Source organism: Candidatus Binataceae bacterium, assembly GCA_036495685.1.
In the GTDB taxonomy this organism is placed as follows: domain Bacteria; phylum Desulfobacterota; class Binatia; order Binatales; family Binataceae; genus JAFAHS01.
Window position 1 is genome coordinate 15,418 of sequence record DASXMJ010000182.1, and the last position, 15,501, is coordinate 30,918.

12 protein-coding genes are annotated in these 15,501 nt (G+C 58.6%); 8 read left to right on the top strand and 4 right to left on the bottom strand.

Features of this window, described 5'->3' with window-relative positions:
* Window positions 1-247: 247 nt before the first annotated feature.
* Entirely contained in the window at window positions 248-1,531 is a 1,284-nt protein-coding gene (locus tag VGI36_16815) for an outer membrane protein transport protein (protein HEY2486807.1), read from the bottom strand.
* Between the two features lie 571 nt (window positions 1,532-2,102).
* On the opposite strand from VGI36_16815, the gene VGI36_16820 reads away from it, so the two are divergent.
* The 6 genes from VGI36_16820 (at window position 2,103) to VGI36_16845 (ending at window position 8,707) form a co-directional block, all read left to right on the top strand.
* Window positions 2,103-2,744 (top strand): TetR/AcrR family transcriptional regulator, encoded by a 642-nt coding sequence (locus VGI36_16820; protein ID HEY2486808.1) that lies wholly within the window; start codon window positions 2,103-2,105, stop codon window positions 2,742-2,744.
* Window positions 2,741-4,102, top strand: coding sequence for a serine hydrolase (locus tag VGI36_16825; GenBank protein HEY2486809.1), 1,362 nt, complete (start codon window positions 2,741-2,743; stop codon window positions 4,100-4,102). Before VGI36_16820 ends, VGI36_16825 begins: the two co-directional genes overlap by 4 nt.
* Window positions 4,103-4,296: 194 nt before the next feature.
* Window positions 4,297-5,223, top strand: coding sequence for a nucleoside hydrolase (locus tag VGI36_16830; GenBank protein HEY2486810.1), 927 nt, complete (start codon window positions 4,297-4,299; stop codon window positions 5,221-5,223).
* A gap of 332 nt (window positions 5,224-5,555) precedes the next feature.
* Window positions 5,556-6,344 (top strand): hypothetical protein, encoded by a 789-nt coding sequence (locus VGI36_16835; protein ID HEY2486811.1) that lies wholly within the window; start codon window positions 5,556-5,558, stop codon window positions 6,342-6,344.
* A 132-nt stretch (window positions 6,345-6,476) separates the two neighbouring features.
* Window positions 6,477-7,070, top strand: a complete 594-nt coding sequence (locus VGI36_16840; protein HEY2486812.1) for a VOC family protein — start codon at window positions 6,477-6,479, stop codon at window positions 7,068-7,070.
* Window positions 7,071-7,534: 464 nt separating this feature from the next.
* Window positions 7,535-8,707 (top strand): ATP-binding protein, encoded by a 1,173-nt coding sequence (locus VGI36_16845; protein ID HEY2486813.1) that lies wholly within the window; start codon window positions 7,535-7,537, stop codon window positions 8,705-8,707.
* Window positions 8,708-9,135: 428 nt separating this feature from the next.
* Here VGI36_16845 and VGI36_16850 read toward each other — a convergent pair whose 3' ends face one another.
* Window positions 9,136-9,789 (bottom strand): glutathione S-transferase family protein, encoded by a 654-nt coding sequence (locus tag VGI36_16850; protein HEY2486814.1) that lies wholly within the window; start codon window positions 9,787-9,789, stop codon window positions 9,136-9,138.
* A gap of 297 nt (window positions 9,790-10,086) precedes the next feature.
* Here VGI36_16850 and VGI36_16855 point away from each other — a divergent pair, with 297 nt between their 5' ends.
* Window positions 10,087-10,374: a transposase gene (locus VGI36_16855; protein HEY2486815.1), complete on the top strand. Its 288-nt coding sequence runs from the start codon at window positions 10,087-10,089 to the stop codon at window positions 10,372-10,374.
* 9 nt (window positions 10,375-10,383) lie between these two features.
* On the opposite strand, the gene VGI36_16860 is transcribed toward VGI36_16855, so the two are convergent.
* Both VGI36_16860 and VGI36_16865 read right to left on the bottom strand, forming a co-directional pair.
* Complete coding sequence (locus VGI36_16860) at window positions 10,384-11,526, bottom strand: amidohydrolase family protein (protein ID HEY2486816.1); 1,143 nt, start codon at window positions 11,524-11,526, stop codon at window positions 10,384-10,386.
* A gap of 352 nt (window positions 11,527-11,878) precedes the next feature.
* Entirely contained in the window at window positions 11,879-13,168 is a 1,290-nt protein-coding gene (locus VGI36_16865) for a DUF1329 domain-containing protein (GenBank protein HEY2486817.1), read from the bottom strand.
* 1,132 nt (window positions 13,169-14,300) lie between these two features.
* On the opposite strand from VGI36_16865, the gene VGI36_16870 reads away from it, so the two are divergent.
* Window positions 14,301-15,501 (top strand): DUF2252 domain-containing protein (locus tag VGI36_16870; protein HEY2486818.1); only part of this gene is annotated, 1,201 nt, incomplete at its 3' end.

A 15,501-nucleotide genomic window follows, 5' to 3' on the forward strand; every position in this document is an offset into this window, starting at 1 on the left:
AACGGTGCCGCTCGTCATCAAATCGACGACGTTGCAGTGAACCGTCAAGTAAAATCAAGCCGAGAGGCGGACAGAACGAAGACACCAGAAGGCGCTGGTGTTGAGAGCGCTCAGCTGGCCCGACGAAATTAAGCGTCCTCTTCAGGGCAGAATAGACGATCTGAGGATCGGGCGTTGCGTTGAGCCAGGGGATGTCGGAGTCGGGCACCGACGGCGCGATGAACTCATAGGGGTCGGTCGGTAAACCTCAGTTGCCAGAGCGTCGCAGCTTCCAAACCAAGTTGATTCCGATGAAATTGATGATGTTGCTGGAGAAGTCGCCCTGTACGCGACCCGCCAGCGGTCCCCGCTTGACGTCGTACGGTGCGTTGCTGCCGTCCAACACCTCGTTCGCGATGCCGAGCACCAAGTCGTCGTTGATTTCGTACTGAATGCCAGTTCCGTAGCGTAGTTGCCGATCCAGCGGAAGATTCGGGGTGCGATTCTCTTCAGCCACGGGCGAACTGTCATAGGCGAAGCCGGCCGACCACAGCCACCGATCCGCAAGGCGGTACTGTCCACCAAATGCAATCTGAAGCGTGTCATTGTAGTGCAGGTTGACGGCCAAGGTCTTCTGCGTCTCTGCGGAGATGCCCAAGGTGGTCTGCCCGAACTGTGACCAATTCTGCCATCCGAGATTTCCCATCAGCGCGAACTCGGGTGTGAATTGATACAACCCGCTGGCCATAAACTGCATCGGCTCGGTCTGCCCGAGGTTGACCTTGGCGCCGAGTAGCCCGCTCTTCTTCAGAGCCAACCTGAGTCCCGGGCCGAGATTTGTGATGAACGGATGAAAGCCGAATTTGAAATCGACCGGAGAATTGTAGGTGAGTCCGATCTTGAGCTTGGGAGTGGGGCGCAGCAGGAATCCGATATTTCCGCCGAATGCCTCGTCCCAGGATTCGATCGACAAGCCGCCATCACCAAATTTGGGGAGAATATTGTTGATCTTGGACTGTGATTTGAAGCGCGCCACTGAGAAACTGAATCCGGCTCCGACCGAGAGCCAGTCATTCACGCGGTATGCGATATTCGGGTTGATTTGACCCGTTATGAAAGAACTACTCGTCGTATAATACCGCCCCACCCAGTTCAGGGAGTAGTCAGAGGCCAGGCCAAAGTCCGAATAGAGAGCAGCTCCGAGCCACAGGCGGTCACTGATTTTCTGCGCATAGAAGACGCCGCCGATTGGAAAAAACACCCCAGCGTTGCCGCCGCCGCCCCCACCGCCCGGGACGTCGGTTTTGGGACCTCGATCAAAGTTGATGGCCGGCAGCATCGCCCCGCTCGTGATCATGAGCTGAGTGCGATCGAGCAACGTCATTCCTGCGGGATTGGTCGCGACGGTCGAGGCGTCGGCCGCCATCGCCGCGCGCCCAGCGCTGGCCGTGCCCAGATCGGGCGCACCTGTTTCGTAAAGAGAAATTCCCGCGCCCCATGCGGGTTTGGAGAGCAGGAGCAGAAAAGCCGCGGCAATCTTGGACCGCTTCATGACCGACACTAGTCGCGCACTCTCGATTCAATTTCCATTGGACCAAAGGGTCGCTGAGCTTTAGTTCCATACCGATTACTCGCGGATCGCTGATGAGGGCAAGTACAATCAGGTAGTTGACCGAGGAAGCACTCGGTTAGGATGCGCACTGCAAAGACGTCTCTCCTGTGGTTGAATGACGACCAAACCAGATCTGTTACAGATTAAGCTGTCTGCGCTGATCTCCGGAATGCGAAGGTTTATCTCTGACCCCTCCTCGACGTTTCCCGCTCCGTAGACGGTCTTGCCGGGCCTGGGACGAGACCCGCTGATTGTGAACTCTCGAACACTCGGCGCAACCAGCTCCGTGGCAGCCCTCCGCTCCAACCGGATTCGCTTCGGACCATGCGGCCATACGAAAGCGTTCGTTCAAATAACGATTGCGCGCACGCAACCTTCACGATCCATCCCAGTACCGCCAGAGGCACGCCGAACCTCGCGAGAGGATGGAGCGGGGGCACTTCAGCGCCCGCTCTCATGGCGGCCCAGAAGGCCGTTTGACTAACTGAATAGTCTATTCAAATATTCATCTATGGCCGCGGAAGTCGCCCTGGAGTCGGTTTCAGGTGCGCGGATTATGGCCGCGGCACGAAAACGCTTCGAGAAATTCGGCTACCGCGCGACCACCATCGCGCGTATCGCACGCGATGCAGGTATCGCGGTCGGAACCATCTATTTGTATTTCAGGAACAAGGAACAGATTCTGGTCGCCCTGTTCGAGGAATCCAACGCACGGTGGATGGCGGAGGCCGAGCACGCCGCGAACCAACCAGGGAGCGCCGAAGAGCGTCTCCTGCGTGTCGCGCAGGCCAGCATGGAGCGCAACCAGCGCGACCAACTTCTGCGCGCGGTGATGAACCGCGACCTCGAAATGATCCTGGCTCCGCTCTGTGAAGAATTCCGCGACAAGGTGCTCCGTCACAATGTCAAAGTGATGGCCGATGTCATCCGCGATGGAGTGGGTACCGGAGAACTCCGCGCAACCGACCCCGAGAAGACCGCCTCTATCTTCTGGACGACGGCGGATGCACTGCTTGTGCAAGAGCAATTCCGCTACGAGGAACTTCTGCCGATCTACGTCGGGGTTGTAAGGGACGGGCTGCGCAACCCTGAAAGCCTTAGTACCGAACTGCGAGAGAGCCGAGGCGCAACCAAACGCAAGGGTAGAGAATGAGAAACCGTTTTCGTCTCGGCCTCAACGTCTTCGTCTGCGTGGCCGCCTGCCTTATGAGTGGGTCGTACGCCGCGGCCGGCCCCTGGGGTAATCCGCACTATCTGTACCGGTACATCTTCTGGGGCCTTCGTGCCGAGTGGTCGCCCTCTGATGCATACAAGATGTTCCCGCACCGCACGATCGAGACGCAGCCGCCAGCATACGAGTTCCCGCGCGCGACGACGGGAGTACTGCCGGTCGAGGTCGAGTACCAACAAGGCGAGTCGACCCGGCGTGTAACGCTCGACCAGTTGCTCGACTCCAGCGGTACGCATGCCTTCATCGTGCTCAAGGATGGCAAGCTGCTGGACGAGCGCTATCTCAACGGTTATCAGCGTGACTCCATTTGCATTTCGCGTTCCGTCGCAAAGTCGTTCACCTCGGCTCTGGTCGGCATCGCAATCGACGAAGGCTACATCAAGGGACTCGACGATCCGATCACCAATTACCTGCCCGAACTGAAAGACCGCGGCTTCGATACGATTACGATTCGGAACCTGCTTACGATGGGATCGGGCATTCGTTACCGAATTGCCGAGATGCCATGGGATGAGGACGCGCTCTACTTTTTCTATCCGAACTCGAGGGAAATGCTCCTCTATGATACGGATATCGCCGAGCCTCCTGGCCAGAGCTTCCACTACACGGACTTCAACGTCGGGTTGCTCGCGATAATCATCGAGCGCACGGCGCATCGAACGCTAAGCGACTATCTGCAGGAGAAAATCTGGAAGCCGATCGGGATGGAATATTCGGCACTCTGGAGCGTCGACAGCGAGGAGGACGGCTTCGAACTGTCGCACGTTGCCCTCAACGCGCGCGCGATCGACTTCGCAAAGTTCGGCGAGCTCTTTCTCAACAACGGCAGATGGGATGGCAGGCAGATCATCTCGGAGAAATGGGTGCGCGAATCAACCGCGCCCGACCCGACCGACCATCGTCCATGGGAAACATATGGGGCATGGGCGGAGGCCGGTGGCTATTACAAATACTTCTGGTGGGGTGAGGTGGCCGCGTCTGGTGAATACGTCTACTCGGCGATCGGCCGCTGGGGCCAGTTTATTTTCGTGGCTCCCAAAGCCAATGTGGTGATTGTGCGCACCGGCGGTAGTTTTGGCGTCGACCAGCTCAAGTGGCTCCAGGTGTTTCGGTACATTGCGACATTCGTGAGCCGCGGGGCTGCTGGGTCTCAATCTGGTTCCGCCAACTTTTCGCAGATCAATCCCGAGGTCGAGTTGACGAGGGGCGAAATCGCCCACCCTGCTGTTCCAGGATCGGGCGCTTTCGGCGCCCAAGCGCCAAGCCGGGCGGGACTTTGATTCCGGTACTGCAGGGTACGCTTTTGCAGAAGACCCCCTGCGATAGCGGCTACCTTGAGCGGTTTGGGATGGCGCGGGAGAAATTGCCGCGCAACGCCGGATGTTTATTGACGACCCGTTCGCGTTGCTGAGATCATGCCGGTGTACAAGCCCCGACCCACTGTTCCGGAGAACCCTTCGCGCTCGTAATTCCTATGCTCGTACACCTCGACACCGATATCGGCGGCGACACTGATGATGTGTTTGCCCTCGCGATGCTGCTGCGATCGCCCGAGGTCGAGATTGCGGGCATTTCGACCAGCACCGAGATCGGCGGGAAGCGTGCCGCGATGGCGCGATACGTGATGCGTTTGGCGAACAATAATACTATTCCGGTTGCAGCAGGCGCCGAGGGGAAGCTCGGCTCTTCTCCGTGGCCAATCCAGCCGGAGCTCCCGGCGGAGCGGCTGTTCTGGCCCGATGGACTTGACCCAGTGCAGGGGAGACCCGGCGAGGTGATCGATCTCCTCGATGCGAACATCGCCAGAGCTGCAACGGTAATCGCAATCGGCCCGCTGACGAATCTAGCTACTTACGAAGCGATTCGTCCGGGGCGACTCGCTACGGTTCCCGTGTTCATTTGTGGAGGCTGGATCAACTTCGCACGCAACGGGTTTCCCCAATGGAGTTCGGAAGTCGATTACAACATCCAGCAAGACCAGGAAGCTTCTCGGCTGGTCATCAGCCGATGCGCGCCGACGCTCATCCCGATTTCCATCACCGCCGAGGTATTTCTGCGCGAACCCGATCTGCCGAGACTCGAAGCCGAAGGTCCGCTCGGCCGGCTGATCGCTCATCAGGCGAAATTGCAAGCGGGATTTGAGAAGAAGCAGGAATACGGACGGCAGTTTTCGCTGCTCCCAGATGACCTGCTCAACTTTCACTATGATCCGTTGACTTGCGCGGCGGCAGTCGGGTGGGACGGAATCGATATGTGCGATCTCTCCATCGCGTTGGACTACCGGGACGGCTTTATTTTGATGCGTCGCGATCCGAACGGAGTGCCGGTTCGATTCGCTACGGCGGTGGATGGGACTCGATTCAATCGCTATTGGCTCGATGTGGTGACAGCGCGAAGCTGATGCTGGCTTGCAGTTGCGCCGCCAACCGCTCCACCAACCGAGTCGGCCTCGGCGTGGGTTCGTTGTGAGGCGGCGTCGAAGGCAGGTTTGGCCATTTCAAAATAGGTTTCACTGATTGGTCGGTTACAGGACCTTCGCCACCGTGGTCAGCACTCTCACAAACAGTGGAGACGGCTCGTGCGCCCATCGGTATAGTCTGCTGCCAACTTAGGTCGCTTTCCATCGGAGCTCACCAGTCGAACTTTCAAAACGGCGCTGCCTGACGGGGTCCAGGGGCAAAAACACCTCGCTGCTTTGAGAGCAGCGCTCTCAGTGGCGAGGTAATGCACACGATGCTTCGCGACTACACCATTGTTCTCTGGCTGTTGAAGCTCGGCGCTTTGATCAATCTGTATTTCCTGGTGAACACGCTCCGGCTTCCGCCAGCTGGGGCGGATGCGTACGTTGTTCTGCCGGCACAGATTCTCTTTGCGGTGTCAGCCTATCGGTGCCTTTTCCCAGTACGTTACGAGCACAACGTGGTCTTCCACGATTCCATCTTCTCTTCGATCTTCCTCACGCGGCTGTTCGCGACGTTTAGTGAAATCGCCTACATCTTTCTCTTTTCCCACGTCCTTCGCCTGTTCAACACCGCGCGCGCTGAATGGGTGATCGTCCTTTCCTGGCTGATGGTTGCCCAGGTCGTAGTCTGCCAGGGATTGGTTTGGGCCGCCATCCTGACCGAGCGGCTCGAGCTCTACTACTACGAGGAACTGGGCTGGGCCGTGATTTTCGTGGCGAACACGATTGCCAGTGCATACCTCTACCTGACCGCCCGCGCGCTCGCGGGCCGGGAAGTCCTCCTCCAGCTGAATCTACTTTTCGGCATCGTGTATCTGCCCTGGCAGGTCATTCACCTCGCTACCTTGCGAGCGAATGCGAGGAGGACCAATGGGAAGACGGGAGCCGGCGGCTCGCGGTCAATTTTGACCGGGCTGAAGCGGGCAGTGCGAGTCAAGACCAGACGAACCGATTCAGATTCCTGGGGCGGATTTGTCGGCCTGACTTGGATGACGGCTTACTGGGCAACGCTGATTCCGATGTGGGCGTACTACATCGTGAAGGTGCTCTGTCCGCATTGAACCCGGAACCAAGGCCTGCCTACTGCAGGCAACCAACCGATGCCGAAGCAGAATGACAAGTTCGAGCGATTGCCGTGCTGCCAGTATCGATCTATCGTCACATGGAAGACTGCCATTTTGAGGAGAGGCATCATGAGCGGTAATGCGGGCAACAGCACATCCAAAAGAATCGTTCCCGCCAAATTCGCGCATGCGGTTTTGCGCACCAACAAGTTCAAGCAGATGGTCGATTGGTACAAGACCGTGCTGCAGGCTGAGGTGGTGTTCGAGAACCAGATGCTCGCCTTCATGACCTACGATGACGAGCATCATCGGCTTGCGATCGCCGCATTTCCGGGCATCGAGGATCGTGCGCCCCGCGCTGCAGGCCTCGATCACCTGGCCTACACCTACTCAAGCCTGGGCGACCTGGTCGCGACCTACGAGAGACTCAAGGCGGCGGGCATCACCCCGGTGGTACCGATCAATCACGGCCTGACGCTGTCGATGTACTATCGAGATCCCGACGGCAACAAGGTTGAGTTGCAAATTGACAACTTCGCGACCGTCGAGGAGCTGAAGGGATTCTTCCGCAGCCATGATTTCTCGAAAAATCCCATCGGGGTAAGCTTCGATCCCGATGAACTCGCGCGCCAGTTTCATGCCGGGGTTCCCGAATCCGAACTGAAGAGATATCGGCCCGAGAACGGACTCAATCCCAACGTTATGCGCGACATGGCGCGGTGAGCGAAGGCACATTTCCGACCGCTGGAAGGGCGCGTCGCTAACGCTCGCACTGGGTCGGCGACGCAGCGCGCGAGGGTTTCTCTTTAAGAAAGTGAATCTCGAGGCGCCGGCGAACTAAATTTTGGGACTCCCGTCGATGTGCCGGGCCGTTTCTTTTAACCAAACCTGTCCTTGAGGAGTTCGAAAAGGTCCGGCTGACTGGCTACGGGCGGCCGGCCTATGCGCCTAGCTTTACCTCGGCCTATAGGGCGGCGACGCCGTCGGGTGCTTGAGGCGAGGCGCCCCCCGGGTCGCGCTCCCGCGCGCCGCTTGGAGAGACCGGATCGCGTGGATCGCACGGTCTGATTGCCGTTCCGAGCGCAGCACGGTGATCGTTCCGCGCTGCCCGAATTGTGAATTATAAGGACCTTATACTATCTTAGCCTCCAAGCATAAGATCCCTAAGTTCATTATAAGTTCGCCATATGGATCCTCGCAAGAACCCTTACGCGCCCGGCGCCGGAACGCCACCACCCGAGCTGGCCGGTCGAGATGACCTGATCGAGCGTGCCGCAATCGCGCTGGATAGGATCCGCGCAGGTCGAGCTGCGCGCAGTCTGATTCTTCATGGGTTGCGCGGGGTCGGAAAGACCGTTCTGCTGAATCGCATGGAAACTGAGGCCGAGGCCCGGGGCTTCGCGTGTGTGAAGGTCGAGGCGCCCGAGGATAGGTCACTGCCCGCACTTCTAACGCCAGTCCTGCGCGTGGCCCTGCTACGTCTCGATCGCGGCAAAAAGATCCGGACCAACCTCGCAAGAGCGGGCAGGGCGCTTGCCGGATTCGCTAAAGCTCTCAAGGTCAAGTACCGGGACATCGAGGTCAGCACGGACTTCGAACCGGAGCGGGGCCTGGCCGACAGCGGAGATCTCGATACCGATCTGACCGATCTGCTTGCTTCGGTTGGCACCGCGGCGCGTGAGTACCGCACCGGTATTGTGCTGTTCATCGATGAACTTCAATACGTGCACGACGACCAACTCGCGTCCTTGATCAGAGCTCTACACAGCGCGAGCCAGCGCCAGCTTCCAATGACCATGCTGGCGGCCGGCCTGCCGCAATTGATTGGGCAGATGGGTCGTGCAAAGTCGTACGCGGAAAGGCTGTTTGAGTTCGTCCCCATCGATCGCTTGAATGACGAGGCCGCGCGCGCTGCGTTATCGGTTCCGGCACAAAGAGAAGGAGTTGCCTTCGCCCCCGAGGCGATAGCCGAAATACTACGCCATACGAGGGGATACCCTTATTTTCTCCAGGAATGGGGGAGACACGCGTGGAATGTCGCGCAGACCTCACCGATATCGCGAGCCGACGCACGGCGGGCGACCGTCCTGGCTCTCGCCGAGTTGGACGCCGGCTTTTTCCGGGTTCGCTTCGATAGACTGACGCCCACCGAAAAGCACTACCTGGGAGCGATGGCGAAACTCGGTCCCGGACCTCATCGCTCCGGAGATATCGCGGAGCGACTTGGGAAAAGCGTAACCAGCGTAGCCCCGGTGCGGAGCGAGCTGATTGCGAAAGGCATGATCTACAGCCCGGCCCATGGAGATACCGCGTTCACGGTGCCGCTCTTCGACGGGTTCATGACGAGAATCGTGACCTGAACCCGCAATAGAACATGGCTCTGCAGTTGGATCGCAGTCTGCTGCTTAGGTATCTATTCCGCACGAGTTTGGTCAAACACAAACTGTTATCAGCTGTCACTTTCAAGTAGCACCGAAGCAGATTGTGAGCATTTGGCGACCAGAGAGGACATAAGGTCTGGCGGTTAGCGCGAATCAATTGAGATCTCGATGCAGCCTCGGGCGCCCGAGCACGGCAATCCTGACAGAACTCGAAATCTTTCTCGCGGTTGAGTGCACTTAGTGCTTTCTGGCGGAAGACCAGGCCAAAAACCTTTGACGATACTGACCAATCCACCAACAGCTGCGACCTTGGACCCGTCGGCAGTGAGGAACGACGGGTTCTAGGGTCAGGCCCCATAACTGAACGAAAACTCGGATGACGACTTAGAGCCCAGGAGGGAACTCTATCAGCCGGCCGGTGGCTTGCCGGTGTAAACCGCCAATTGAGCGTCGAAAGCCTGCTTGTAGGCGGGCCGCGCTTCGCCGCGGGCGACATAGGTGGCCAGATTCGGATAGTCGTCCAGAATGTCCGAAGATTTCAACCTGAGCAGTACCGACACCATCATCAGGTCGCCCGCGCTGAAGGCGCCATCGAGCCAGTCGGCATCGCCCAAGCGACCGGAAAGTTGGTCCAGCCGGTCGCGGACGCGAGCCTCGACCAGAGGCAGGCGCTCCTCATACCAGGTCTTGTCGCCCTCCAGGAGAATGGCGGTTTCGCGTTCAAGGATCGGCGGTTCCACCGTGTTGAGCGCGGCAAATATCCATGTGATCGCACGCGCCCGGGCATTGGTATCGTCTGGGAGCAGGCCCGCATTGCGCTGGGCGATATGGAACACGATCGCCCCCGACTCGAACAAGGCGAGATCGCCTTCCTCATAGGTCGGAATCTGGCCGAAAGGATGATACGCCCGATGCGCGGGTTCCTTCATCGCACGGAACGAAACAAGGCGAACCTCGTAGGGTTGGCCCACTTCCTCAAGTGCCCAGCGAACGCGCGTATCACGCGCCAGTCCCTTGCCGCCATCGGGCGACCGTTCAAAGGCGGTAATGATGATGGTCATCGTGAGGCTCCTCCTCGCGAAAATCATCAGCTGCGGGGCTGGCAAGGTGTCAAGGCAAACTCACTGAGATTGAAGACCATCCTGTTCCATGTCCGGTTCGTCCGCATAGCAGACCAACTCAAATTCCCATCTGATGTGAGATCGTGGTTCAAGCGCGGCAGGAGGACCTGCCGATGTCTGATCAATTCTGGCTGACTAAGGCTCAGCTTAGGCGCATCGTCATCTCCGGCCGGCCAGTTATCTTCCTTCTCACAGAAGGACAAATGAGACCATAAGGGCGCGGCTCTAATCTATCCAATGCTGCCAGAGGCCGAGACGCTTATTGCCGACAAGGGCTATGATAGTGATGCATTCCGAGAGGCTCTCGCCGGACGCGGCATCACGCCTTGCATTCCACCGCGAGCCAAGCGCCGGTTGCCGGCAACGTACTGCAAGACTTTGTATCGACAGCCCCACAAGGTCGAGAACATTTTCGCAAAGCTAAAAGACTGGCGGCGTATCTCAATGCGCTACGACCGCTGCGCCTACACATTCTTCAGCGCTATCTGCATCGCCGCAACCGTTATCTTTTGGATCGGTCAATGAGTCCTGACCCTAGGTCGTAAAGCGGTACAGGGTGGCAGCGTTACTGCACACGATCTTGTGCCGGGTTGCGGCGGGTAGGTGATCCAGCTCGCGCCGGATGTACTCCTGGGAATCCGGCCAGATGCCGTCGGGGTGCGGGAAATCGGAGCCCCACATGATATTGTTCTCGCCAATCTCGTCGAGCATCTTGATCCCGATGCGATCGGACTGGTAGGTCGCGTAGCACTGTCGACGCCAGTACTCGCTTGGTTTCATCTTGAGATCCAGATCGTGGAACTGATCCTCCCATTCGAGGTCCATGTGGTCGAGGACGTAGGGGAGCCATCCGATCCCGCTCTCACCGATGACCATCCTCATGCCCCGGTGATGCTCCAGCACGCCGGCGAAGATCACCGCCATCAGCGGTAGCGCCATGTACATCTGAAAGCTGCTGATCATCGTCGCGAAGGCCGCCCTTCCGACCTTGGGTGCCAGCTTGCTCAGGTCGGGCAGTGAGCCGCCGATGGTATGAAGATGGATCGGAAGGTGCGCTTCCTCCGCGACCGCCCATAGCGGCTCCCAGCACGGGTCCCAAAACGGTTGAAGGTCGGGGCGATTGGCGATATCGAGTCCCCGCAACACGCCGGCCTTCGCGACGCGACGCGCTTCTGTCACCGCGGCATCGACGTTGTGGCTGGGTATCGAGGCCAGGCCTGCATAGCGATCCGGATGGGTGCGGCAAAAGTCGGCCAGCCATTCATTGTATATACGCAGCATCTCGCTGGCCGCTTCGTCATCGTTAAGGCGCATACTCGCGCCCAAGACACCATAGAGTACTTCCGCCTGGACGCCATCGCGCTCTTGATCCTTAAGGCGCAGTTCGGGATCAGTTAGACGCCTGATGCCCTTGCGGCCATCGTCGTACAGGCCGGTCGAAGCCATCCGGTCCGAACGATGGATCTGGCCGGGAACATATTCGCGTCCCGCGGAACCCATCCCGTTCATCAAGCCGAACTTCGCGCCGTTCTTTGCGACCCAGGCCTTCCCCCTGCGCGTGTCCGTAACAAAGGGCATGCGATCTCTCAGGTCCGTGCGTGAATTTGAGGTGAAAAGATCCGGCGGCAGCCAGATCAGATCGATATGACAATCGGCGGAGATGAATTCGTACTTCATCGGCGGTCCCTCGGCGGTTAATCAGCGCTCGATACTACTCCATCGTTGCCTGAATTTCGCCGGTCGCGATATGCCACCTACCCTTGGGGCTAGCTGCCAGCAAAGCCGATAAGAGAGATTTGGCGAGCGAAGCGCGTGAGCCAGTCCGGAGGCGCAGGGAGGTGGGCCTGCGGTTCTCTAACGAGCCGCCCAAGGGCCCTGCTTTGTGGTGAAGGCCAGCGAAGGCGCGCAGAAGTTTGTGGGCGGGTACTTGTAGCTTCGGAAAACGCTTACCTACCGATCGTGCCTAGTGCAGCACCCTCCGGAAACACACAGCTCCTTGGACTTGAAAAGCGCCTTCGGACGAACACGATCATGGTGCCGCGTTGCTCATCGCCCGGGTGGTGAAAAAGTCGCTGGTCACCGCGCCCATGTTGACGTACCAACATTCGCGCTCCGGGGTTTCAATGCCCGGCAGATAGCACATGGTCGCGAAGCCGGTTTGCAGGTCAGTACGCGCTGCTCCGACCACGAATTGACGCCGGAAAGGATAGATGGCGACCCGCGCTTCGGGGACCGCGCGGTCGCGATAGGCGAGCCAAAAGAGGACATTTTGAAATAGTTGACCGTCGCGGCTGTAGGTATCGACGTAAGGGGCGAACCAGGATTCCGAATCGACGTAGACCACGGACTTGGCATGAAGAGCCTGAGTGAGACGCGAGGGCCGCGGCGTAGCCTCAACGGCATATAGATGGCGCGATTCCCAGGCTTCCGGGCAGGCACTGCCGCCGCCGTCGGTCGTGCACTGAACCTCCGTGGAATTCTCGGCGTGGACCACGGCAAGCATATTGTTCTCGCCCAGAAAGCGATAATCGTACTCTTCAGTCTTGGGATTGAAGCCCGAATAGTGATCCGGATCGAAAGCCTGGGCGCCGACCGCGGTGCTCAGGAAGCCCTCGTTGAGACGGCGCAATCTGCGCGTTCCAGGATTCCAACTCCATGCATCGTCGGCCCTGTCGGGGTCGGCATAGCGGTAACGCAGGATGCCGTTGCCGCGCTCGACGGCGGGTGCCAGTTCTGGGTAGAGGGCGAAAGCCCACAACCTTCCGCTGATCTTGAAATCTGGATCTACCGGCAGCGGGTTTACTTCAGTTCGGCCGACGAGGCTATACCCCGCGTAGTGACCGATCTGGATATATTGAATGACGTTGACGGGCGTACCGGGTCCGGTCTGCACGCTCTCGCAATCGAAGAAACGCAGGTCGTAATCGTCGCTCGCGATCGGGCGGAACGAGTGGTTCCACATGATCTTGACCGCGAAGTCGGGGTCATTGGAGTCGAGCAGCGGAAACGGTTGGCCCGCAACATACCCGAGCAGCGTGCGGCGATCGTAGCCCAACCGAACTTGGCCTGAATATTTCTCTGTCGCTTCCCAGTAGGGCGGCGGCCACGAGACGCGCCGTGGCGGCATGATTTTCATCGTCATACCGCGCAGCACTTTAAAATAGACGCCGGGCGGGACGAGCTCCTGAACGTCGGCTGCATTCTGCCAGGAGATGAAGGTGCCCGCTTTGATCTGCGCGAACGCATTCACCGGACACTGAGAGAGCACCATCGCGACAACTACGGCTGCGATACCCCAACAACCCGTTTGCGTCTTCACATGGCCCCCCGGATCGATCCGGCCTGCCGAGGCTCAACTACGAGCCAAAGCCCCCGGTCGGTGGTGAACGGTCTTCTCGGTGGTTGAGATCGTAGCGAAAGGTTCGTTACCCGCCGCGACACCTGACGGGTCGCGATAGCCGGACGAGGCGATGTCCTGCTCTTGCTTGCCGAGCTGCGTTTCCGCACCGACCGGGAGCGCATTCGCGACGGATGATGGGAGGGGTGCGTCAGTCGGAAGGGGAGGGCGCAGGAACCTGATAGTTGTGGAAAGTACGCTGCGACACTCGGCGAGCTGCGGCCCAGAATTATCCCGGCCACGCACGGCGAACTGCGGGACGACATTGACCCGTGGAATCTACTTGCATCATTGTTCATCTTAGCCACAGGCTGACGGAAATGGCCCACCTTTTTAGCTGGACGATTGACTTAGGATGCTAAAACTTGGAAAGCCGATGCGCAAGCCTAGTGTAGGAAAAATAGTTAGTCGGTAGCTCAATCGGAGTCCGAATCAGTGCTAAACAGCTTGTCATTGTGCTCTGGCACACAGCGCCAGTGAATGTCCAAAGATTGCTGTGTTAAGGATTGTCAACTACTTAAGATCCGCTAATGGTATCGGTGCTCACGCGAGCCTTTAGCCTCTCAATAGGCGTAAACCTGCGGAGACGTGACCAGGCTGATAGCGCGAAGGATACCGCGGCTAACGAGCGGAGACGGAATGTAACCTTCCATCCGAGGCAAACCACCCGGGTGGTTTGCCCTTTCACGCAATTGAGGGAACGCATCTCACGCCTGAACCAGCTGGGCTGGGTACGCCGATGGAGTGGGCCAGGGCGCGGACGGGAACGAATGCGAATCCTGCAGACCCATCTGTCATAAGGGGGACGAACTGTATCTTTGAACAGAGGCGTCGATTTGTGTCCGAGGGCTCGCCCAATTCAGGTCTCTTGAGGCCGCGGGAAGGCTCCATCTGATGAAGCGAATCTCCGGGCAACCGTTCAGAACCCTGTTGCTCGTGGAACCAGAGGATGAGGTCACGTCTGCACAAGACCGGTATCTTTTCGCTAGGCTCGTTTAAGTCTACGCTGCTAAGGCGAGGTATAAGGAATCGAAGGCATTCGAGGATGCAGAGCATGCTCAAAATCTCCAAATCCATGAGGCCAAGAGTCAGATCGCGTGCACCGGTTCGAGACCAGCGCGACGACAAATACCTGCCGTGGGTGCGACGGTGGCAGGAGGGGAAAGCGCTGCGCGAGAAGGTACCGCGGGAAAGTCACGCTGGATGGACGCCGCCTAAGCACCGGCCCGACCCGATCGATATCCTCGTCAAGTCAAACGCATCGCGACTGCCGGAGCTGGTCCCTATCCGGAATGCACGCATGCTCAGCTCGGCATTTGCCTTCCTGCGTGGCTCTGCGGCGGTCATGGCCTGGGATCTTTCGCGGACGTCGAAAACCGGACTCAGGGTTCAGGCGTGCGGCGATTGCCACCTGATGAACTTCGGGGCCTTTGCGACACCAGAGCGTCAGCTCATCTTCGACATCAACGACTTCGACGAAACGCTGCCAGCACCTTGGGAGTGGGACCTGAAGAGACTGGCTGCGAGCTTTGCGGTGGCGGGAAAGTACATCAATCTGAGCCGCAGAGATGTGATCGCTACCTGCGAATCAGTGGTGCGATCCTATCGAAAATGGATGGGCAAGTATTCCCGGATGCGGGTTATCGACATCTGGTATGACCGTCTCGACGTTGAGCAACTAATTGAAGGTCTACCGGACCCGAATTGGCAGAAACGCTGGCGCGAAAGGATCGCCAAGGAACGCGTGCACAGCGCGATCGAGCATGAGTTTCCCAAGCTGGCAGCGCGCCGCGGTCAGAAACCCAGAATCAAGGACAACCCCCCGTTGATTTTTCACTTGCCGGACAACAGGGGCAAGGCGTTTCACCAAACAGTGAGCGCGGGGCATCTTTCCTACCTGGCATCGCTGCCGCCGCAGTATGGTGCGATTGTGGAACGATACAAGATCGAGGACATGGCGATGAAAGTGGTCGGGGTGGGCAGTGTCGGAACCCTCTGTATGGTTACGCTGCTCATGGCCTCCGCCGAAGATCCGCTGTTTCTGCAACTGAAGGAGGCAGAGGCCTCAGTGCTGGAGCCCTATGCCGGAGCAAGCGAATACAAGAATCACGGTCAACGCGTGGTAGTGGGGCAGAGGTTCATGCAGGCGGCGAGCGACATGCTGCTGGGATGGAGCCATGGAGACATGCGCAATCGCGATTTCTACATCCGTCAGCTGCGCGACATGAAGATGTCAATCGTGATGGAGGCGATGG